Here is a 20,758-nt window from a genome sequence, read left to right as displayed (position 1 = left end):
CCGTGCGTCNCTATATCCATCCGGACGAGTGCGTCGACTGCGGCGCCTGCGAACCGGTCTGCCCGGTCGAAGCCATCTACTACGAAGATGACCTGCCCGAACAGTGGTCCGACTACTACAAAGCCAACGTCGAATTCTTCGACGACATCGGCTCCCCCGGCGGAGCCGCCAAAATCGGCGTCCTCGCCAAGGACCACCCCGTCATCTCCGCACTGCCACCACAGGGGGCCGAGTAGGTCGGACTGGGTACTTACGCGTGCCGGTCAACACGCGAAATCGACTACATGCCGAACATGACCGTGCGAGCGCGCGCGGTCATGTTCTCCCGGCGATGATCACCTTGCACCGGGTTCTTCACTACGACGTATCGATCCGTCGAATCTGCCGCTCATCGTGACGAACCGCACGTTGGTCGCAAAAACCTCCATGGCACGGGCCGGTTGAGATCTAGTCGACACCGTTGCTGTCCGTGGCACCAGAATCATCGATATCGGAAAACGCTGTCGCCTCGCAACTGCTAATCTTCACATCACGGATACCGAATAGCCTGTCAGGCCGGAACCGCTTCCAACGTGATGACGGCGAGGAATCCCCGGCCGAGCACCTCCGGGGCCGGATCGTCGCCGCGTACGGTGTCGAGGATACTCAATTTGGCCTCCTCACCATTGGCGGTCGCGACTGCATTGCCCTTCAGCAGCAGGGCGAATTGATCGCTGAACACCGGGTGGGGACGTTTCTTCGACAGCTCGACGATCGACAGAAAGCCCTTGAACGCTCCCCGTCGCGCCATCACGTTCAAATCTTTTATATCGCCGACCGGCAAGGCGGAGCTGGTAACGCTGTCACCGGAAAACCGGAATGGCCGGTACTGTTCCATGGCATGCTCTTCACCATCGACCGTCACAACCATGAGCTCGCCTTCGATCACCGTGAGGATGCGGTCTACCCCTGCAAAAGTAGAAAAGTCGCCGGCCGCGGTCACGTCGGCGATGCTGATGCGCCAGTCGAAGTCCACCGCGCCGTCGGGGAAAGATGCCACCTCGCGGCTGGTGCCGCCGCCGTTTTGCCAGGGTACGTACGGGCCGAAGAGCGTCATATCGAATAATGCGCATGATTTCGAGTTTAGGTCAGCAGACAACACGAAACCAGTTCACACCCAAGCGATGCGCTCTGGCGGCCGCGGCTGGTCCAGCATTGAGAAGTTCGGGAACACCGATCAGTCCACGAACACCGAACTCCCAGCACACCCCGAGCGGTCAGGACGCCGCGGCACGCTCCCGCTGATCGGCACGGGCGCCGATGCGCTGGCCCACGACGGCGCTCACCCCGTCTTGCCGCATGCTGACACCGTAGAGGGCATCCGCTATCTCCATGGTGCGTTTCTGGTGCGTGACCACGATGAGCTGGCTGGTTTCGCGCAGGTCTTCAAAGATGGTCAACAGCCGGCCGAGGTTGGCATCATCAAGGGCCGCTTCGACCTCGTCCATGATGTAGAAAGGGCTCGGGCGGGCCTTGAAAATGGCGATCAGGAGCGCCACAGCGGCGAGCGAGCGTTCGCCACCCGAGAGCAGGGAGAGTCGTTCGATCTTTTTACCGGCCGGCTTCACCGACACCTCGATGCCGGTCGTGAGCACGTCATCGGGGTTGGTGAGCCAGATGCTGCCGCTGCCGCCGGGAAACAGCACCGGGAATACCTCGGCAAAGGCCGCCTGGGTGTCATCGAATGCGGAGGAGAAGATGGTCTGCATCTTTTCATCGATGTCGGCGATGATGGTCAGCAGGTCGCTGCGGGTCTCGGTGAGGTCGGTGAGTTGCTCCGTGAGAAACCGATGCCGTTGCTCGAGTGCCGCGAATTCTTCAAGGGCGAGCGGGTTGACCCGGCCGAGCTGACCGAGCTTGCGTTCAGCAGCCGCGAACCGTTTCAGTTGTTCGGCGCGATCGAAGCGCATACCGTCGCTGGCACCGTCTTCGCTGGCGCCGTCATCGCTGGTGTGGCTTTCGTCCCGAATGCTGTCCCGGATGCTTGCACCGATACCCATACCGTCAGGCGGAATGACCTGGTCCGGCCCATATTCGGTGACGAGCACGTCTTCGGTGAGCCCCAGTTCGCTTCCGGCGCGTTCGAGCAGGGCCGAGAGTTGCAGTTTCTTCTCGTAGATCTCGAGTTCGAGGCCGTGCACCTTCTCGGTGATCGACGCGAGCCGCTCGCGCAGGGCGTTCTCGTCACGACGCAGCTGCTGAAGTTCAGTGTTCTGGCTGGCCCGTTCGGTTTCGGCGCTCGCCAGTTGAAGCCTCGCCTCAGCGACGGAGCGATCCGCCGCGGCGAGCACAGCCGGAAGTGCCGTGGCGACCCGGGACGCGGCATCCACTTGGCGACGACGAACGACGGCGCGGCGAGCCGCGACGGCAGCGGCGGTGCGGTCGGCCTCGAGACGATGGGTGAGAGTGGTGACGTGCGCTTCGCCAGCGCGCACCCGCTCGCGGGCGGTTTCCCCCTGCAGCCGAGTCTCGATCTCGGTCTCGCGGGCGGTTTCAAGTTCGGTGTGCAACGCGTCGCGCAGGGTCACGTCAAGGATGGGCCGTGGCCGTGACCGGGCGGTGTCGAGGGCAGCTGCTGCCCGTGCGGCGACGGCCTCCGCTTCGGTGACGGCGCTGCTTGCGAGCTGCAACGCGGCAGAGACCCGATCGACGTCGGCGGTGGTGGCGTCTGCTTGCACCAGGAGTCGCCCACGTCGTTCGGTCACGGTGGCGAGCCGCGTTTCACAGGCGCGCAGGGCCGCCCGTGCACTGACGGACTGCTCTTTGTGCGCCTGCAACAGTGTGCGCTGTTCGGTGAAGTCGAACCGCACGCGTTCGATCTGCGAGGTGACGGCCGCGAGTTTCTCGGCGGCGGTATCGCGTTCGGCGACGAGTTCGAGCCTGCTCTGCCTGGCGCCGGACCCTCCGCGTACGACCCACGGGCTCAGCACCTCTCCAGAGAGGGTGATGAGGGTGATACCGTTCGGCAGCTGTGCGGCGCTGGCGACGGCGAGATCGTCGGCGATGACGGTCTGGGCGAGCAGCCCCCGTATGCCGGCCGGGCCGTCGATGACCGAGTTCGCCCAGCGGATGCCCACCCGCGCGCGCAGTTCGTCAACTGGCGCTGAAGGGTCACCGGCATCGGCATCGGCATCGGCATCGGCATCGGCCACGATCAGTTCGACCCGCCCGTAGTCGTCGCGTTCGGCCTGCATGATCGCGGCGAGTGCGGCGTCGCGGTTATCGGCAAGCACGGCGTCGGCGAGGGAACCGAGCGCGGCAGCGATCGCCGCCTCGAACCCCGGCTGCACCCGCACGTGGTCGGCCACGAGGCCGCGAATACCTGCTAGCTGCGCGGCGAGCACCGCCGATGAGCCATCTTTCTGATCAAGCGCGAGGGAAAACGCACCCTGTCGGGCTGCCTGGGCGTCGCGTTCCCGCTCGTGCCGGTGGAGGTCATCGCGAAGGCGCTCCACCTCGGCCTCAACGTGCTGCACCGCGGTTTGCGCCAGTTCAAAAGCCTCGGACAGGTCGCCCGAGTCGGGTTCTCCGGCGGGCACGTCCGCTGGCAGTTCGTCGAGCTGCTGCTGTGCTTTTCGGCTGCGGTCCATCGCGTCGCCCTGCGCATTCTGCTGCCGCAACTGCTCACCGCGCACGGCAGTGAGCCGCGACGCCGCCGCCTCCGATTGGCCGGTCAGGTGCGAGATCTCGAGGTCATGGCGAGAGACGAGTGCTGCCTGCGCCGCGATGTCTTCGTCGACCGCGTCGAGCCGCGACCGGGCCGCCGCACTCTGCTCGCGCGCGGTGTCTGAGGCGATTTGGGCTGTCCCAATGCCCGCACGCAACTGCTCAACCTCATCGGCGGCCTCGGCCAGCATGGTCGGGGTGACACTCGATACGAGTCCGGTCGACTCCGCCTGCGATCCCAGCAGGGCCAGTCGCTGATTGGCGAGGGTGAACAGTCCACGCAGGCGTTCCTGCACCGACTCGAGTCCGTGACTGGTGCGGCGAGCCCGGTCGACGGCATCACCGATTTGCGTGAGCTCAAGCCGCTGCGCGCGGTCCTGTTTCTGCGAGAGCTGTTCCTGGAGCACGATCCGCTCGGTGTGCCGTTCACTCTCGGTGCGGTCATGAATGTCGAGTGCGGTGCGCAGCGCCACGACGTCGTCGGCGAGCAGGCGGGCGCGCGCGTCCCGGACGATGGCAGCGATGGTCTGCGCTTCCCGGGCGATTTCGGCCTGGTGTCCGAGCGGCTTGAGCTGGCGCCGAATCTCCCCGGCAAGGTCGCTCAGCCTCGTGAGGTTGGTCTGCATCGCATCAAGCTTGCGCACGGTCTTCTCTTTGCGACGCCGGTGCTTGAGAATGCCAGCGGCCTCCTCGATGAAACCTCGGCGTTCCTCCGGGCTCGCACGCAGCACAGCGTCGAGCTGACCCTGCCCGACGATGACGTGCATCTCCCGGCCCAGGCCAGAGTCACTGAGCAGTTCTTGCACGTCGAGCAGCCGGCAGCTGCGCCCGTTGATGGCGTACTCGCTCGCGCCGTTGCGAAACAGTGTGCGCGAAATAGTGACTTCGGAATAGTCGATCGGCAAGGCGCCGTCGGTGTTGTCAATGGTGAGGATGACCGCGGCCCGGCCGAGCGGACCGCGGGTGGACGTACCGGCGAAGATGACGTCCTCCATCTTTCCACCGCGCAGGGTTTTCACGCCCTGCTCGCCCATTACCCAGGCCAGCGCGTCGACGACGTTGGACTTGCCCGAGCCGTTCGGGCCCACAACGCAGGTGACGCCGGGTTCGAAAGCGAACGTCGTCGGCTGCGCGAACGATTTGAAGCCCTTGAGGGTGAGGCTCTTCAAATACAACAGAAACCCTTTCGGTTGTCGGCCGCGAATGCTCGTCTCGGCATTGATTCAACGCTACCGTGACCCGCCGACACTGGCCGGGACATCCGCTGATCGCACAGTGTGGCGTGAACACTTCGGTCGCTCGGATCACTGTGGCGCAGAATGAGGTACTTCTCGATCGTAGAACTCGTCATTTCGCTTAGGGCTACCGCCCAGCTGGCTCGACCCTGACGCGCTGGCCGCGCTCCATGACGTCGTCGATGCGAAGAAATTCGCTACGATCGAGCCCCACTATCCGAACGTCGAGCTCGACTCCAAACCCGCGTGCTGGCGTCGCCCCAGCTCAGCGTGGCGGGCCTTCGCTGCCTGGGCGCGGCCGAGTCAACCGCTGGCAGTGCGGGCAGAAGTGCGAGCCGCGGTTCATGAACTGTTCGCGCACGATCAGCGTGCCGCAGCGCGAACACGGGTGGCCCTGCCGTCCGTACGCTTCGAGGCTGTGTGCAAAGTAGCCGGCCTGCCCGTTCACGTTCACATACTGGGCGTCGAAGCTGGTGCCGCCCTCGGCCAGAGCGCGGTGCAAAATGGTGCGCACGGCCGCCAGCAGCGTCGTCGCCTTGGCGCGCGACAGCGACGCAGCGGGCTGCTCATAGTGGATCCGCGCGGCGAACAGCGCTTCGTCCGCGTAAATATTGCCGATGCCGCTGATCAGGTTCTGATCGAGCAGCGCCCGCTTAATGCCGGTTTTCTTCTGGGCGAGCGCAGTGAAGAAGGCACGGGCCGAGAACGATGGGTCGATCGGGTCGCGAGCGATGTGCGCAACCTGTCCGGGAATGTGGTCCTGCCAGACGGCATGCGCTGTGGCCATACCGGAATAGCCGCCGGGAAGCCCGTCGCTGGTGGCCACCATGGTGTCGACCGCCATGCTTCCGAAAATGCGCTGGTCGACGAAATTGACCCACAGTTCTCCGCGGCTCGGGTGCTCCAGCGTCAAGCGGATGCGCAACATGCGATCATCGGCCGCCCCCGGGTTCCGCAGCAGCACCTGGCCGCTCATACCGAGGTGAATGACGAGTGCCCGATCGCTCTCGAGCGGCAGCCACAGAAACTTGCCGCGACGCACCGCTGCGAGAATTCGCCGCCCAACGAGCTGCTCGGCGAACGCCCCGCCCGCGGGAGCGTGCCGGCGCAGAGAACGTTCATCGAAGACCTCGACCCCGGTGACCACAGCATTGGTGACCGCCGGCTGAAGACCACGACGCACGACCTCGACCTCGGGAAGTTCCGGCATTTCGTAAGGCTTTAGAGCGCGTTCAGTTGGTCGATGGCGTCCCGCGCCGCGGCCATTTCCGCGAACTTCTTGCTCGGACCTACTCCCTGGGCGGTCACGGCGGAACCGATCGCTACGGTCGCGACAAAAATCTTCGAGTGATCAGGACCGCTGGATTCGAGCGTGTAGACGGGAATGCCCACGCCGGCGCTGGCGGCGAGCTCTTGCAGGCTCGTTTTCGGGTCCATCGACACACCGAAGTGACCAGGCTCAGCCAACAGGGGTTCGATCAGGCGCAGCACGAACGCAGTGGCGACTTCGCCACCGGCATCCAAAAAAGTGGCCCCGATGAGCGCCTCAACGGTGTCGGCCAAAATCGACGCTTTGTCGCGCCCACCGGTGAGAATCTCACCGCGACCCAAGCGAATGTAATCGCCCAGTCCGAGACCTCGGGCGATCCGGGCGAGGGCGGCCGTGGACACCAGGCTGGCCCGGCGTTTGGCCAGATGACCCTCGTCGAGGTCGGGGTAGGTGCGGTACAGCATCACCGTGACGGCCTGGCCCAGAATCGAGTCGCCAAGGAATTCAAGACGCTCGTTTGTGGGAATACCACCGTTCTCGTACGCAAATGACCGGTGAGTTAGAGCAAGCTCCAGAATCACCGGCTCAATCTGCACTCCGAGGGTCGCCAACAGGGGCGACCGCTCGGTACGCACGCTTTTCATCTATACACCTTCATCGACCGAGTTCCGGTCTCTTCAGAAGGAGTGACTTAGATGTCAGCGACTTTACGGCCCTTGTATTCCATGAACAACGGGGTGCCGGTGGAGTCGGTGACAACCTTGGCGCGGTGCGGCAGGCTGTAGACGACCTTGCCACCCTCCATGGACTTCACGAGGGTGGGAGGCGTGGCCTTCCACTGCGCGCGACGCGAGTGGGTGTTGGAACGCGACATCTTGCGCTTCGGAACTGCCATGACTACTTCTCTTCTCTGCTGTCTGAAACATGGATGGTCGCACCCATGTCTTTGTCTGTGGAAGCCGTGAACCCCGCCAGCGCTGACCACCGGGGATCGAGCGCATCGTCGGAAACGAGTTCGGGCAATTCGTCAAGCGGCTCACCGGTCTCACTGTCAAGACCTGGGCAATCCCGCCGACATACCGGCTGGAACGGAAGTGCTAACACTACCGCGTCCCGAAGCAGAGATTCCAAATCGACATGGTCGTCTAGAATCTCAAACTCGAAGGCTTCCTCCTGAGGATAACCGAAAAGCTCGGCAAACTGAACTCGAACCGGCAGGTCGATGTCTTTCAGGCACCGGCCGCACTCGCCGAGTGCCCGCGCGTACACGTCGGTGCTGACCAGGATTCCCTCGTGCATCGCCTCGAGCCGCAGCTCGGTCGACAGAATCGAACCGGCTTTCACCACTACGAGGCCAGCACCCAGGTCGTCGGGAACCTCAATGTCGAGGTGGCGTTCGTGCATGGTACCCGGGCGGTTGATGAGGTCACGCACGTCGACCGTGTACGGAGTCTTCTTGAACTTAGTCACGGTCGTAAATTCTACGCGCTCTGGGTGGACGCTGTGTTCAGGGGGCGATCGTGCGGGCCCATCGCTCTCCGCGCAGCACCGCAGCCAGAGTGGCGAACAGCGAGGTAGGAGCGAATATTGCCCGAAAACGGATGCCGACACTCGCACCATCGTGCACCGCGCGGAGGGCCAGGGTCAGGTCGTCGGCGAGGGTTTCTGACGACGCCTGCGACCGGTCGAACCGCGAGCGTTCAAGAACCAGAAGTACCCGCGCGAGTGCTTCCTTCTGCACAGGATCGACGGCTCGAAGGCGTTCCAGGCGGCCCGCGAAGACCCGGGGGGTTTCGGTGACCGGCACCGGTATGCCGTGATCGAGGCAGGTGTGCTGCAGCTCGGTCCAGGCGAGGCCTGCACCGGCTCGTCCGGAGCGGATACGGCGCACCCGCGAACCACGCAGCATCCGTCTGGTTGCCGCCGGAAGGAGTAACACGAGCAGTCCCAGCGTGCTGAGTCCGAGGATTCCGAGCAGTTTGCTGGACTCGACACTCTGCGCTGTGGCTCCGCGTTCCAGAGCGGAATCGTTCGCTAACCGGTCCGGGCTGAGGGCGGGGCCGCTCGTGGCGCGGGCCTCATCGGGTGTTGTGATCGGTGTGCCGGCAACGACTGCCTGCTCGTAGTTGGGTACGGTGCCGCGGCCGGGCGTAGGCTCGAATTTCACCCAGCCGACGCCGACGAAGTACAACTCCGGCCAGGCGTGCAGGTCGTGGGAATCCACGTTGTACTGCCCCAGTCCCTGCTCGAGATCCTGCGATTTAACGCCGGGCAGATAGCCGAGGGAGACCCGCGAGGGAATACCGAGGGTGCGTGCCATCGCGGCCATGGCGGAGGCGAAATGCACACAGTAGCCGCGTTTTTCCTGCAGGAACATTCCAATCACCCCCACTCCGCCACCGTCGTAACCGGCTTCAACGGGCGCGTCGGTGTCGTAGCTGAAAACGCTGCTGCGTAAATAGTTCTGAATTGCGACAGCAGCGTCATAGTTCGACGTCGTGTTCGCCGTCACCTCTCGTGCTGTCTCCCCGATGATCGGCGGCGCTTCGACCGGGAGTTGTAGATTACCCACGACGCTCGCGGGATAGTCGCTGCTCGACTGTCGCAGTTGTTCGGCGGTGGGTTTCAATTCCACTGACGACACCGTGTATTCCTGACCGAGAGTGTTCGCCGAGACGCTCGCGATCGCCCGGGTACGGCTGTCCCAATACCAGCGACCGGTCAGACCCTCGATGCTGCTTGCACGTGCCGGCGCGGGCAGCCAATGACTGTTGACGCCGTCGATGACGACCGATGTCGACGCTTCCACCGTCTCCACATTGGCATCGAGCCCGAATGGCTTCTGAATAGCGTCGACGGTATTGCGCACGTCTGCCTCATCGACGCGTGCCGTCCAGGTCGAACCGATGACCTCGTCAAGGGTGAGTAGGGTGAAATAGGGCTGCTCCGTGCCGGTCGAGGTGTAGTGAAATGCCGGCCCGGCCTTGGGGCGACGCAGGTCCTGTCCGAGATTGATCATGGGGCTCACCCCGCTGCCGAACAACAATCCACCGGTCCGGGCCGTCACGAGCCCGCCGGCAGTGAAAGCCGGGGCGACCGTGCTCAAAATCAAGGCACCCACGATAGTCAGGGATCCCACCAGGAGTGCGCCGCCCTGCGGCCCGCGGCCGCGCGACCGCTCCGACCGGTACGTTCGAGGCACGCGCGGCCCAGTCACACGATGCGTCGTCGCCTGGGCACGACGACCAGAAACGTCGACCCGCAGCAACAGCAGAAATGCAACTGCCGCCGCCACAAGCGCGGCAATATCAGCCCCATCATCGATGATGAAGCCCGGCACGGACAATGGCACGAGTGCACCCGCTGCACCGATGGCGGGCCAGCGCAGGGTCACCGCCAGCAAATCCATGAGAATCGCGATCAGTCCGGTGCCGCCGGCCAGCAGAAAGAGGATGCCCAGGGTCACCTCGGCCGGCGTGCTCTGCTGCGCGATCGAAGCCCCTCCAGCGTCGATCAGCCCGGCGAAAGTACTGACGGTTTGCGGTGTCGGAATGAGCCAGAACAGACCAGTCCCACCGCCGAACATTAGTGTCATCGTGACGATCAGCACAGCGCTGTTCGCCACCGGAACCAACGGGCGTGGCACTCCAAGACGGCGAAACACAGCCGCGCCGAGCAATACGGCGCACCCGACTGCCGCACAGACCCACCACCAGGCGTTGCCGCGCAGCAGAGGTGCGAGCGCCGCACAGGAGACGAGCAGAAGCAACAGCAGGCTGAGTGCGAGCGGCCAGGGCGCGACCCTGCTCCCGCCGCGGCGACCGCGAAGCCTCCCAAGCGGGCGCCCCGGGCGCGCCTGGGGAAGGAGATCCGAATTCGTCGTCGCTTTGGTGGACAGACTAGTCATGGTCGGCTCCTCACTCCCCGCTCACGTCGTTCCATGCGTCCGCCAGGTCATTGGCGCCAGAAAGCTCCACACAGCGCCAGCCAGCGGCCTGCAGGCGTTCGCGAGCTTGCACTCCCACGGTGCGCTGCACCAACGCTATAGCGGGCGCGCAGTGACGTACGAGGGCGACGAGGTCTTCGACATCCGCATCGGACACACTCACGAGCATCGCGAATGTCGGAAGTGATAGCTCTGCGTTACGCAGGGCGGCACGCACCGGTGCGCGGCGCTCGGCGGACAGTCGAGCGCTGCGGGTAGGCCACGGTACGGGAACCACACCGGCAAGGGCTTCCAGCAGTGCGCGGTCGCCGCCGGGAGCACGAAAAGTGGCGGGCACGTCGCCGTGCATCCCGCCCAGGGTCTGTTGGTTGCCCGGCAGGAGTTGGCTGGCGCCCAGCTCGATCACCTCGAGACGGTAGCCGGCGTCGAGCAAATGCACACCAACGGATGCCGCCAGCTCGATCGCGAGTTCAAAACCGGTCACGAGATGCGGTGGAACGTGCCCGGCGCCGAGCCCCGCCGCGCCGGCCAGGGTCGTGTCGAGCACGATGCGGGCCTCCGGATTGCTGCGTTGCTCTTCCTGCCGCACCATGATTTGCCCGTGCCGGGCGGTGGCTGGCCAGTTCACGCGGCGCAGGGCATCACCGGGGCGGTATTCGCGGGCGATGAGTTCGTCGGAGGTAGGGGTGGCCTGACGCAACAGCTCTCGAATCGAGCCGTCGTTGCTGGACTGGGCGACGCCGCTGCCTGGCAGCGGCGTCACGCGTGGTGTCACTGTCAAGTCGTGGGGCGAACCAGCCTGTCGGTCGCTGTGCGCGAGGCCGAACGGGTCTTGACGTGACACCCGGAGCGGGCCGACGTCATAGACGCCGCGGTTGCGTGGCACGACGGAGTACTCCAGACGCACTGTGTCACCGGTCGCGCCGTTCCGGCTCACGAGGGGAAGGATGGCCGCAGCCGGCGCCTCAACGCCGGGTGACGGGGTGTCGGCCCACCAGGCACCGCTGAGCGGTGTCGCCGAAAGGTTGCGCAACTGTAGTGAAACCACACTCTCACCGCCGACCGACACGATCGGCGGCCGAAAGACCCTGCTGACTTCGACTCGGGCGGGGCGGAGCGAAACGTAACCGGCTGCCACGAGCGGCGCCAGGGTCAACAGGCTGGCCACGAACACCATGTCACGGCTGTTCACCAGCACAGCGTTGGCGAACAATACAACTCCGGCGGCCAGAATGACCCAGCCTCGCCGGGTGAGACGCGTGGCGAATCGGGCAGCCAGCCGCGTGTACCAGTCGGCATTCGCCGGCCCGGTATCTCTCACCCCAGGCGCCATGACTACGACTGCCCGGTAGACCCAAGGGGCCGCATCGAAGCGGCGGGCACGGGCGGCAACGATGAGGACGCCGCCGCTTTGAACGGGTGCGCTGGAACCTGATCGGATGCCGCGACACCGACCGGCACCGGCGTGTCAGCAAGGATTCGACGCACGATGTCGTCGATCACCGGGCCGCTGTCCTGGTGATGGTGACCCAACGCCCGGCTGGTGGGAACCAGCCGATGGCCGAGAACAGCCACGGCGAGCGCGTCGATATCGTCGGGCAGCACGTAGTCGCGACCGTTCAACGCCGCCTGGGCTTTCGCGGCACGGATGAGTTGGAGCGTTGCTCTCGGGCTGGCACCGAGACGCAGGTCGCGATCATCGCGGGTGGCGCGCACCAAATTAACCGCGTACTCCTTGACCGCCACGGAGGCGAAGACTGCTCGTGCCGTGTGCATCATGTCGCGCAGGGTCTCCTCCGACACCACGGCCGAGATCAGAGCGAGCGGGCTGCTGGTGTCGCGCGAATCGAGCATCGCGAGCTCCGAGTCGGAGTCGGGGTAGCCCATGGAGATGCGGGCCATGAACCGGTCCCGTTGCGCCTCCGGAAGGGCGTACGTTCCCTCCATCTCGATCGGGTTTTGAGTCGCGATAACGGTGAACGGCAGGGCCAGTGGGTAGGTTGTGCCGTCAACGGTGACCTGGCGTTCCTCCATTGACTCCAGCAGTGCCGACTGGGTTTTCGGACTCGCCCGGTTGATCTCGTCACCGATGACGATGTTGGCGAAGACCGGGCCCGGTTTGAACTCGAACCGGCGTTCGGCCTGATTGAACACGGACACCCCGGTCACGTCGGAGGGCAGCAGGTCGGGGGTGAACTGAATTCGCCCGACCGTGCAGTCTACGGAGCGGGCGAGCGCCTTGGCCAGCATGGTCTTGCCCACACCGGGAACGTCCTCGATGAGCAGGTGTCCCTCGGCCAGCAGAACGGTCAGCGCGATCTGCACGGCCTCGTGCTTGCCGTCAATGACCGTCTCGACGTTGCGCATGATCGCGCGCCCCGCATCGTGCAACTCGCGCAGGTTGCCGGCCGACACTCCCTGTGTCGGCGAGGCAGAGCGAGTCGGTTTGAGGTTCATACCCGCGACCGCTCCAGATACTGCGCAACGGCTCGCGGCACATACGGTGAGACGTCACCGCCCAGGCCGGCCACTTGGCGCACCAGAGAGCTGGAGACATGGGCATTGGCCGGATCGGGCAGTAGAAAGACTGTCTCGACGGCGGCCAGATTGCGATTGACGATCGCCATCGGCGTCTCGTAGGCCACATCGACCTGTGAGCGGATGCCCTTGACCAGCACGCTCGCACCGACATCCATGCAGTAGTCCACGAGCAATCCCATGCTCCAGCTGGCGACCACGATGTTGGTCGGCAGCCCAGCCTCTCTTATGGCCTGCTCCAGCAGTGATACCCGCTGATTGATCGGCAACAGCGCCGATTTGTCAGGGTTGTGCACCACGAGAACGTGAAGCTCGTCGAACAGGCCGGCCGCGCGATCGATCACGTCCAGGTGGCCCAGAGTGACGGGGTCGAATGATCCAGGGACAACGGCGATCCTGCGCATGGTCACACCCTACTGCCACACACTGACGGAACGCTGCCCGATGTATCCGCTTTGCGTCGGCATAATCAGCCTTTATTGAGCCAGGTGCGTTCGGAATCATTCAGGCGGCGCGCGATCGCATCACGCAGCGCCGGGTTGGTGCGGATGCCCGGATCCCCCGTGACCAAGTGGTAGGCCGCTTGTCGAGCTTCGGCGATCATGTCGCCGTCGACCGCCACCCGCAGAAAGCGCAGTTTCGAGCCGTCACCGGACTGCATGTCACCGAGCACGTTGCCCTCCCCGCGCAGGGCGAGGTCGAGTTCAGCGAGTACGAAGCCATCGAGCGTTGCGGCGACATCACCGATGCGCTGACGGGCCGGGGACCCCGCGCGGGAATTAGTTACCAGCAGGCACAGCCCTGGCACTCCACCGCGTCCGACCCGGCCGCGCAACTGGTGCAGCTGGGAGACACCGAATCGGTCTGCGTCGAGCACGACCATGGCGGAGGCGTTCGGAACGTCGACACCGACCTCGATGACGGTGGTGGCGACGAGAATATCGATCTCACCGGCGGCAAAAGAGCGCATGATGCGGTCTTTCTCCTCGCTCGTCATGCGCCCGTGCAGTGCCTCGAGACGATACGGCGCCAGGGACGCGACACCGCGCATTCCCTCGAGGACTTCTTCGACGTTGAACAGCGGGCGCGGATCGTCTCCCGGCGGCGGCGCGAAATCGGCCTCGTCTTCGATTTCTGCCGGAGAAATCGCCGGACACACGACAAAACCTTGACGCCCCAGGGCGAGTTCCTGCGCCAAACTCGCCCAGACGCGCCCGAACAGTGCCCCGTTCTCACCCATGGGAACGACAACACTGCGAATTCCCTGGCGCCCGGCCGGCAGCATGCGAATGGTGCTCACGTCGAGGTCGCCGAACATGGTCATAGCAATGGTGCGCGGAATCGGCGTTGCCGTCATGACGAGAACGTGGGGAGGCTCCGCCCCCTTGAGCCGCAGTGTTTCGCGCTGGTCGACGCCGAACCGGTGCTGCTCATCGATCACGATCAGACCGAGGTCGAAAAAGGTCACGGTATCGCTGAGCAGGGCGTGCGTGCCGATCACAATGCGCGATTGGCCAGAGACCGTGCGCAGCAGGGCCTTGCGTTTCTGCGCGACCGGCAGTTTTCCGGTCAACAAGGTCGGCATCAGTTCGGCCGCCAGATTCGGGCCGAGCAGGGTCGTGATCGACCGCAGGTGTTGCCCGGCGAGCACCTCAGTCGGTGCCAGCAACGCGGCCTGGCCGCCGCTGTCCGCTACGGCGAGCATGGCCCGCAGGGCAACCACGGTCTTGCCCGAGCCGACCTCGCCCTGCAACAGCCGATTCATCGGGCCGGACCGGGCCATGTCGGCGGCGATTTCGACCGCGCAAATTTCTTGATCGATCGTCAGCACGAAGGGCAGCGCTGCATCAAAGCGTTCGAGGTAGCCGCCGGGCGTTGGCACTCGGGGTTGGGTACGGCGTTCCCGCGCGAGACTGTGCCGCTGCATGAGGGCGCACTGCAGTACCCAGGCCTCGGTGAACCGCAGCGTTTCTTGCGCAGCCATCCACTGTTCTGGATCGTCAGGGCTATGAATCCAGCGGATGGCCTGGGTGTGGTCGAGCAGGCTGTGTACGACCCGCAGGTCCTCGGGAACAGGATCGGGCAGGGTGCCGAGGCGCCGGAGAACCTGGTCGATCATCGTCTGCAGGTTCCAACTGGTCTCGGCGGCCGTAGCGGCATAAATGGGGATGAGCGGCTTGTGCTTCAACTTCAGGGCCGGGTCGTCGCGCGCCTCTTCTTCTTCGCTTTCGAAGGTCTTGTACGACGGGTTGGCCAGTTGGCTCTGACCCTGGTACATGCGCACCTTGCCGGAGAAACTGCCGCGCAGGCCGGGTCGCAGCTGGTCAAGACGCCACTGCTGGCTGTTCTTGCCAAAGAATGTGAGGGTGAACTGACCTCCCCCGTCGGAGATGACCACCTCTACGATCGTGCCCGGGCGGGATGACATGCGTTTTTCGTGCGCAGAGATGATGTCGGCGATGACCGTGATGTTGGCGCCGGGAGTGAGCTGGTTCAGGGGCCGGAGTACTTCGCGGTCGGCGTAGTCGCGCGGGTAATGGCTGAGCAGATCGTTGACGGTCTGAAATCCGAAGGCTTTCGCGAGCGCTGTCGCCTGGGCTGGGCTGAGGGCCTTCTTCAACGGGGTGTCGAGCGTCAGCGGTTCGAGCTGGGGTGACGGAAGCGCAACACCATCAAATCCGGGGCCACTGGCAGCGCTCGAACCGGTCATGCACTCATCGTAAACCGGGCCACTGACATGGTGTTGTGACCCAGTCACCACAACCCACGCCTCCGCCGCAGGTTTATCTGCGCGGAGCGTTCTTTGCGGAGCGTTCTTTGCGGGGCGTTCTTTGCGGGGCGGCTAGGCTCGGGAGGGTTATGATGCGAATTATTACCGGGTTTGCCGGCTCTCTCTCCCTGGCTGTTCCGAAGTCGGGTACACGGCCAACCAGTGATCGGGTACGCGAGGCCATCTTTTCGGCGCTCGACTCACGGGATGCCCTGCACGGCATGCGCGTGTTGGATCTGTATGCGGGATCGGGAGCTTTGGGGCTTGAGGCCGCCAGTCGCGGCGCCCGCGTCGTGACGCTCGTCGAGAACAGCTACGGCGCGGCGGCCATGTGTCGAAGGAACGCCGAGGCCGTGCAACGGTCAGCGCCGAAGGGCACTGACCTGAAGATCGCCGTCTCCGCCCAGGCGGTTCAGTCGTTCTTGGCCGCTACCAAAGAGGGCTTCGACGTGGTGTTCATCGACCCGCCCTACGACCTCAGCGAGATTGAACTCGGGCACAATTTGAGTGCATTGGCTCCCCTGCTGGCCACCGACGCGCTCGTGGTGCTCGAGCGCAGCTCCCGCTCGCCCGAGCCAAAATGGGGCCCGGGGCTCGCACTCGACCGTCGCAAGGACTACGGCGACACGACCGTCTGGTACGCCGATTCCACCCTGCAGCCGGCGCCGTAGTACTACCGGCGCCGTCACTGGTCGTGCAGCATCCGTTTCAGTTAGCCGGCCGCACCGTCCCAGCCTCGGTACGGGTCCCAGCCGCCCTGGTCGTGTGAAACACCGTCGACGGTGATGGCGCCCCAATTCGAAGCGGATACCGCGACGACCGTTCCGAGGCGGCGAAAGGCGGGCGGCAGAACACGGTCGGGTGCGAAGGTGGCGAGAAGTCCGTGGTCTTCCCCGCCTCCGAGGGCGACCTCGATCCGCTCCCCCAGACAGCTGGAGTCGAAGTCGATACCCACACCGCTGGCCCGCGCGATGCGTCCGGCATCGATGGCAAGTCCGTCGGAGACGTCAAGCATGGCCGTGGCTCCGCCGAGCGCTGCAATCGGGCCACTTGCAATCGGCGGTACGGGGGTGAGCTGGGCGGCCACTTCGGTGGGATGCGTGAGTTTGAGTGCGTTGGCCCTGGCCAGGTCGGGTACTCCGTTGGAATCAACGCCCAGACGGAACAATAGTTCGAGGCCGATTCCAGCGTCGCCAAGCCGGCCGGACAGCGCCACTGTATCCCCTGGCCGCGCTCCCGAGCGAAGAACGGGAGCTCGGCCCTCGAGGTCGCCGAAGGCCGTCACAACCAGGGTGAGGGCGTCTGACGCTGACAGGTCACCGCCGACCACCCCGCAGCCGGGGGCGAGAGCCTCACAGCAGTCGCGCAGCCCGTCGGCAAGGCCCTCAAGCACCGAAACGGGCGTCGACGGCGGGGCGGCGATCGCCACGACCAAAGCTGTCGGGCGAGCGCCCATCGCGGCCACGTCGGAAAGATTGGTGGCGGCGGCCTTCCAGCCAAGATCGTGCGGTGACGACCACGCGAGGCGAAAATCGGGTCCCTGAATCATCATGTCGGTCGTCACCACAAACCGCCCATCAGGCGCCGAGATGACCGCCGCATCGTCGCCCGGGCCGAGAAGTTGGGCCGAAGCCGTCGGTAGACGGGGAAAGATCCGCGCCAGCACGGCCCCCTCGCTGAGGTCGGCGAGAGTTTCGGTGGCGGCGGAGTGCGGAGGTGAAAGCGGGGCATCCGCAGCAGTGGTCATGTTAGAAACGGTAGCCTGAATACGATGTCTCACCCACTCCTGCTCCTGCGCACCGCTCCCCGTCGTTTCGCCGCCGCCGCCGCCGTGCTGGCGACCTCACTGTTGCTGGCCGGCTGCGCCACTGCCGTACCCCTGACCCCGGCCGCCGACGCCACCAACGTGGCCTGCGCCGACGTGATCGTGCACCTGCCATCCACCGTCGCCGATCAGGAGTCCCGGGAGACGAACGCCCAGTCAACAGGAGCCTGGGGCGACCCGGCCGCTGTGTTGCTGCACTGTGGTGTTCCCGTGCCGGCGCCCACGACTCTGCCATGCCTGAATATCAACGGCATCGACTGGATCGAAGATGACGCCGCCGCCCCGACCTACCGCTACACGACCTATGGGCGCGACCCGGCCATCGAAATCGTGGTCGACTCCGAAGCGGTGAGCGGCTCGACGGCGCTCGTCGACGTCGCGAATGCGGTCGCGTATGTGCCGGCGACCGGTTCCTGTGTCGGCGCCGAAGACGTGCAGCTGCCCACACCAGGGGCCACAACCGCCCCGTGATCCCCTGGTTCACGACCCGTCGGTGACCCGCCGGTGGTGCGCGAGATCCCTCGGCAGGCCGGTCAGGAGCCGTGGTGGGCGTGGGCGATGGCCACAGAGATGAGTTCGTCGACCAGCTCCGGGTAGGTGTAGCCGCTGGCCAGCCAGCAGGTGGGAAACATCGAGATGCTTGTGAACCCGGGCATGGTGTTGATCTCGTTGATCACCCATCCGGTCTCCGTCAGGAAGAAGTCAACCCGAGCCAGGCCAGCGGCGCCGATCGCCTCGAAAGCGGCAATGGCCAGCCGCTGTACCTCAGCCAGTTCTGCCGCTGATAGCGGCGCGGGGCAGACCAGCTCGACTCCCGGCGCATCCAGGTACTTCGCGGCAAAGTCGTAGAAGTCACGGCCCGTCACGACGACCTCGCCGGCCACGGAGGCGCGGGTCGGTTCCCCCGGGCGTCCTTGCAGCACGGCGATCTCGAGTTCACGTCCGACGAGCCCGGATTCAATGAGTACCTTGCTGTCTTCGGCGAGACCGACCGTCATGGCCTCGGCCAGCTGGTCTCGTGTCGCTACCCGGCTGACGCCGACGCTCGACCCGGCCCGGGCCGGCTTCACGAAGACGGGCAAGCCGAGTTGTTCGAGGGCCGCGTCACCCAGGGCGGGATCCCGCGCCCAGTCATCCGCTATCAGGGTGCGCCACGGCGCCACCGGCAGGGCTGCTTGCTGAAAGACGGTCTTGGCAAAGTGCTTGTCCATCCCCAGAGCGGATGCGAGAACCCCTGACCCGACATACGGAAGGTCGAGCAGGTCGAGCATGCCCTGAATGGTGCCGTCCTCGCCGAAAGGTCCATGCAAAATTGGGAATATAAGGTCGACAGAACCGAGTGAACGCTCACCGGACGCATCGACAACGGTCATTTCCCGGCTCGATGCGCTCTGCGGCCAGCGCACCCGGGTGCCATTGTCGGCGACAACGGGCAATGCTTGCGCGTTGAGGGCGAATTTGGCTGGGTCGTTGTCTTCGAGTACGTACGCGCCGTCCCGGGTGATTCCGACCGGGATGACGGTGTAGCGCTCAGGGTCGAGGGCTGCCAGCACTCCCCCCGCCGTAGCGCAGCTGATCGAGTGTTCGCTGGAACGCCCTCCAAAGAGAAGCACCACCGTGAGCTTGTGCATCGTCAAGTGTCCTTTCGCCCTGCGGTTCGCCGGAGTCAGTCGTGAGGTGCGGCGCAATGTCGCGGGGATTGAGTGTGCCGTCGAGCACCTGGCGAACCTGTTCGACAATGGGCATCTCGACGCCCTTGGCACGGGCCAGTTCGAGAACCGGCTTCACCGAAGCGAGGCCTTCGGTAGTCTGCTGCATTTGTTTGACGACGTCGTTGATGCTGTAACCCTGGCCGAGCAATCGCCCGGCCGTGTTGTTGCGAGACAGCGGCGACTGGCAGGTGGCGATGAGGTCGCCGAGCCCGGCCAGGCCGGCCAACGTCTCCGGTTGAGCGCCGTAGGCGACCGCGAAGTCGGTCATTTCGACCAGGCCGCGGGTGATGATCGAGGCTTTGGTGTTCTCGCCGTAGCCGACACCGTCGACGATGCCGATGGCGACCGCGATCAGGTTCTTCAGCACCCCACCGAACTCGGTGCCGATGACGTCGGTATTGACGTAGGAGCGAAAATAGCGATTGGTGGCCAGTTTGGCCACGGCCTGCGCCGTTTCGAGGCTCACCGAGGAGACGACAGCGCCGGTGGGCTGTTCCTTGGCGATTTCGAGCGCGAGGTTCGGACCGCTGATCGCGGCAATGCGATCGGGGTCAATGCGCAGCGTTTCTTCGATCACCGTGCTCATGCGCATGCCGGTGGAGCGTTCGACACCCTTCATGAGCGAGATCACTATCGGGTTCGCAACCAGATACGGCTCGACCTGCTTGAGATTTTCGCGCAGCGACTGGCTCGGAACCGAGACGAAAACCATTTCGGCGCCGGCCAGGGCCAGGTCGAGACGGCTCGTGGCGCGCAGGCCCACCGGCAGGTTCACCCCCGGCAAATAATCGCTGTTACGGCGAGCCTCAGAGATTTCCCGGGCCAGTTCGGGGCGGCGAGCCCACAGAACGACGTCGGCACCGCCATCCGTGAGAATTTTGGCGAAGGTCGTTCCCCAACTGCCCGCGCCGAGAACGGCCACCCGGGTGCCTGGCTGAATCTTCGGCAACTGGGCGGTTCTAGGCTTCAAAACGACCGGTCTCTCTCTGATTGTGCTCCGCCGGGTTCCACCGCTTAGCCGGGGCCTTCTCGCCGCGCAGGTCTTCCAGCAGCGCGGTGATGGCCAGCATCACGACTGCGGTCGCCTCGTTGAGCGTCGCCGTGTCGAGACTCCGCCCGCGAAACTGGGAGAGGTCGATCGGGTCGCCGATCTTCACGGTGATGGTTTTACGCGGAAACAGGCTGATTTTCTTGGAATATCGTTCCATCAGGTGCTGGGCGCCCCAGTGGGCGGCCGGCACGATGGGAATGCCCTGTTCCAGCGCGATGCGAACGGCTCCGGTCTTGCCGCGCATCGGCCACAAGTCAGGGTCACGGGTCAGTGACCCCTCCGGGTACACCACGACGATCTGACCTTTCTCGGCCAGACGCTGGGCGGCCTTGACCGGTTCGCTGCCGCGCACCGAACCGCCGCGCTGCACCGGAATCTGCCCGGACCTGCGCAGCACCGCACCGAAGACGGGAATTTCAAAAACAGATGCCTTCGCCAGGAATCGAGGCAGCCGCCCCAACTTCCACGCTACGACTCCCATGACCACGGGGTCGATCTCGCTGTAGTGGTTGGGTGAGAGCACGAACGCACCACTGCGCGGAAACTTGTGAGCGTCGATGATCTCGTACCGGGCGGCGAGGTTCATGACCGGCAGAATCAGCCCGGCGAGGATCCAGAACGCGCTGGGCCTGCTCTTCTCCGAACGAATTCGGGTGCGCGGTGAAGATGAACCGGAAGCTACGGACACGTCGTTATTTTCAGGCAC

The 20,758-nt window shown here is 64.8% G+C and carries 17 protein-coding genes and 1 pseudogene; 3 read left to right on the top strand and 15 right to left on the bottom strand.

Going from position 1 to position 20,758, the window contains the following annotated elements:
- Positions 1-8 precede the first annotated feature (8 nt).
- A pseudogene (locus E3T27_RS15125) lies at positions 9-236 on the top strand (4Fe-4S dicluster domain-containing protein); the annotation flags it as partial.
- 314 nt (positions 237-550) lie between these two features.
- On the opposite strand, the gene E3T27_RS15120 reads toward E3T27_RS15125, so the two are convergent.
- The 11 genes from E3T27_RS15120 to E3T27_RS15070 form a co-directional block, all read right to left on the bottom strand.
- Positions 551-1,141, bottom strand: a complete 591-nt coding sequence (locus E3T27_RS15120) for a HutD/Ves family protein (protein WP_338144906.1) — start codon at positions 1,139-1,141, stop codon at positions 551-553.
- Between the two features lie 115 nt (positions 1,142-1,256).
- Positions 1,257-4,880: a chromosome segregation protein SMC gene (gene smc / locus E3T27_RS15115; protein ID WP_134573774.1), complete on the bottom strand. Its 3,624-nt coding sequence runs from the start codon at positions 4,878-4,880 to the stop codon at positions 1,257-1,259.
- Between the two features lie 325 nt (positions 4,881-5,205).
- Positions 5,206-6,150 (bottom strand): bifunctional DNA-formamidopyrimidine glycosylase/DNA-(apurinic or apyrimidinic site) lyase, encoded by a 945-nt coding sequence (gene mutM / locus E3T27_RS15110; RefSeq protein ID WP_134573772.1) that lies wholly within the window; start codon positions 6,148-6,150, stop codon positions 5,206-5,208.
- An 11-nt stretch (positions 6,151-6,161) separates the two neighbouring features.
- Positions 6,162-6,854: a ribonuclease III gene (rnc, locus tag E3T27_RS15105; RefSeq protein WP_104197671.1), complete on the bottom strand. Its 693-nt coding sequence runs from the start codon at positions 6,852-6,854 to the stop codon at positions 6,162-6,164.
- A 47-nt stretch (positions 6,855-6,901) separates the two neighbouring features.
- Complete coding sequence (gene rpmF / locus E3T27_RS15100; protein WP_104126937.1) at positions 6,902-7,105, bottom strand: 50S ribosomal protein L32; 204 nt, start codon at positions 7,103-7,105, stop codon at positions 6,902-6,904.
- 2 nt (positions 7,106-7,107) lie between these two features.
- Positions 7,108-7,680, bottom strand: a complete 573-nt coding sequence (locus E3T27_RS15095) for a YceD family protein (RefSeq protein WP_241992278.1) — start codon at positions 7,678-7,680, stop codon at positions 7,108-7,110.
- Between the two features lie 37 nt (positions 7,681-7,717).
- Entirely contained in the window at positions 7,718-10,117 is a 2,400-nt protein-coding gene (locus E3T27_RS15090; RefSeq protein WP_134573770.1) for a transglutaminase TgpA family protein, read from the bottom strand.
- Positions 10,118-10,127: 10 nt separating this feature from the next.
- Positions 10,128-11,477 carry a DUF58 domain-containing protein gene (locus tag E3T27_RS15085; protein ID WP_166786235.1) on the bottom strand — a complete coding sequence of 450 codons (1,350 nt, stop codon included), beginning with the start codon at positions 11,475-11,477 and terminating at the stop codon, positions 10,128-10,130.
- 14 nt (positions 11,478-11,491) lie between these two features.
- Positions 11,492-12,613, bottom strand: a complete 1,122-nt coding sequence (locus E3T27_RS15080) for an AAA family ATPase (RefSeq protein ID WP_134573766.1) — start codon at positions 12,611-12,613, stop codon at positions 11,492-11,494.
- Positions 12,610-13,098 carry a pantetheine-phosphate adenylyltransferase gene (gene coaD, locus E3T27_RS15075; RefSeq protein ID WP_104197780.1) on the bottom strand — a complete coding sequence of 163 codons (489 nt, stop codon included), beginning with the start codon at positions 13,096-13,098 and terminating at the stop codon, positions 12,610-12,612. Before coaD ends, E3T27_RS15080 begins: the two co-directional genes overlap by 4 nt.
- 65 nt (positions 13,099-13,163) lie before the next feature.
- Complete coding sequence (locus E3T27_RS15070) at positions 13,164-15,404, bottom strand: ATP-dependent DNA helicase RecG (RefSeq protein ID WP_134573764.1); 2,241 nt, start codon at positions 15,402-15,404, stop codon at positions 13,164-13,166.
- 149 nt (positions 15,405-15,553) lie between these two features.
- Here E3T27_RS15070 and rsmD point away from each other — a divergent pair, with 149 nt between their 5' ends.
- Positions 15,554-16,135: a 16S rRNA (guanine(966)-N(2))-methyltransferase RsmD gene (gene rsmD / locus E3T27_RS15065; RefSeq protein WP_134573762.1), complete on the top strand. Its 582-nt coding sequence runs from the start codon at positions 15,554-15,556 to the stop codon at positions 16,133-16,135.
- A 41-nt stretch (positions 16,136-16,176) separates the two neighbouring features.
- Here rsmD and thiL read toward each other — a convergent pair whose 3' ends face one another.
- A complete protein-coding gene (gene thiL, locus E3T27_RS15060; protein WP_134573760.1) occupies positions 16,177-17,211 on the bottom strand; it encodes a thiamine-phosphate kinase in 1,035 nt (344 codons plus the stop codon).
- Positions 17,212-17,235: 24 nt separating this feature from the next.
- On the opposite strand from thiL, the gene E3T27_RS15055 reads away from it, so the two are divergent.
- On the top strand, positions 17,236-17,760 hold the full coding sequence (locus E3T27_RS15055; RefSeq protein WP_134573758.1) for a DUF3515 family protein: 525 nt from the start codon (positions 17,236-17,238) through the stop codon (positions 17,758-17,760).
- Positions 17,761-17,822: 62 nt separating this feature from the next.
- Here the strand turns inward: E3T27_RS15055 and E3T27_RS15050 are convergent, their stop codons facing one another.
- Genes E3T27_RS15050 through E3T27_RS15040 form a run of 3 tightly spaced genes read right to left on the bottom strand, consistent with a single transcriptional unit; the run spans position 17,823 to position 20,758 of the window.
- Positions 17,823-18,920: a D-alanine--D-alanine ligase family protein gene (locus E3T27_RS15050; protein ID WP_134573756.1), complete on the bottom strand. Its 1,098-nt coding sequence runs from the start codon at positions 18,918-18,920 to the stop codon at positions 17,823-17,825.
- Positions 18,820-19,971: an NAD(P)H-dependent glycerol-3-phosphate dehydrogenase gene (locus tag E3T27_RS15045; RefSeq protein ID WP_241992277.1), complete on the bottom strand. Its 1,152-nt coding sequence runs from the start codon at positions 19,969-19,971 to the stop codon at positions 18,820-18,822. The genes E3T27_RS15050 and E3T27_RS15045 overlap by 101 nt, the downstream gene beginning before the upstream one ends.
- Positions 19,961-20,758, bottom strand: coding sequence for a lysophospholipid acyltransferase family protein (locus E3T27_RS15040; RefSeq protein WP_233200883.1), 798 nt, complete (start codon positions 20,756-20,758; stop codon positions 19,961-19,963). Before E3T27_RS15040 ends, E3T27_RS15045 begins: the two co-directional genes overlap by 11 nt.

This window comes from Cryobacterium lyxosi (genome assembly GCF_004403345.1).
GTDB classification, from domain to species: domain Bacteria; phylum Actinomycetota; class Actinomycetes; order Actinomycetales; family Microbacteriaceae; genus Cryobacterium; species Cryobacterium lyxosi.
Note: the sequence above shows the minus strand (reverse complement) of the source record. Positions and strands in the feature narration are given on the sequence as shown.

Excerpts from the sequence above, each read along its gene's own strand:
- mutM (WP_134573772.1), bottom strand. The coding sequence starts at position 6,150 with ATGCCGGAACTTCCCGAGGTCGAGGTCGTGCGTCGTGGTCTTCAGCCG.
- rnc (WP_104197671.1), bottom strand. The coding sequence starts at position 6,854 with ATGAAAAGCGTGCGTACCGAGCGGTCGCCCCTGTTGGCGACCCTCGGA.
- rpmF (WP_104126937.1), bottom strand. The coding sequence starts at position 7,105 with ATGGCAGTTCCGAAGCGCAAGATGTCGCGTTCCAACACCCACTCGCGT.
- E3T27_RS15090 (WP_134573770.1), bottom strand. The coding sequence starts at position 10,117 with ATGACTAGTCTGTCCACCAAAGCGACGACGAATTCGGATCTCCTTCCC.
- E3T27_RS15080 (WP_134573766.1), bottom strand. The coding sequence starts at position 12,613 with ATGAACCTCAAACCGACTCGCTCTGCCTCGCCGACACAGGGAGTGTCG.
- coaD (WP_104197780.1), bottom strand. The coding sequence starts at position 13,098 with ATGCGCAGGATCGCCGTTGTCCCTGGATCATTCGACCCCGTCACTCTG.
- E3T27_RS15070 (WP_134573764.1), bottom strand. The coding sequence starts at position 15,404 with ATGACCGGTTCGAGCGCTGCCAGTGGCCCCGGATTTGATGGTGTTGCG.
- rsmD (WP_134573762.1), top strand. The coding sequence starts at position 15,554 with ATGATGCGAATTATTACCGGGTTTGCCGGCTCTCTCTCCCTGGCTGTT.
- thiL (WP_134573760.1), bottom strand. The coding sequence starts at position 17,211 with ATGACCACTGCTGCGGATGCCCCGCTTTCACCTCCGCACTCCGCCGCC.
- E3T27_RS15055 (WP_134573758.1), top strand. The coding sequence starts at position 17,236 with ATGTCTCACCCACTCCTGCTCCTGCGCACCGCTCCCCGTCGTTTCGCC.
- E3T27_RS15050 (WP_134573756.1), bottom strand. The coding sequence starts at position 18,920 with ATGCACAAGCTCACGGTGGTGCTTCTCTTTGGAGGGCGTTCCAGCGAA.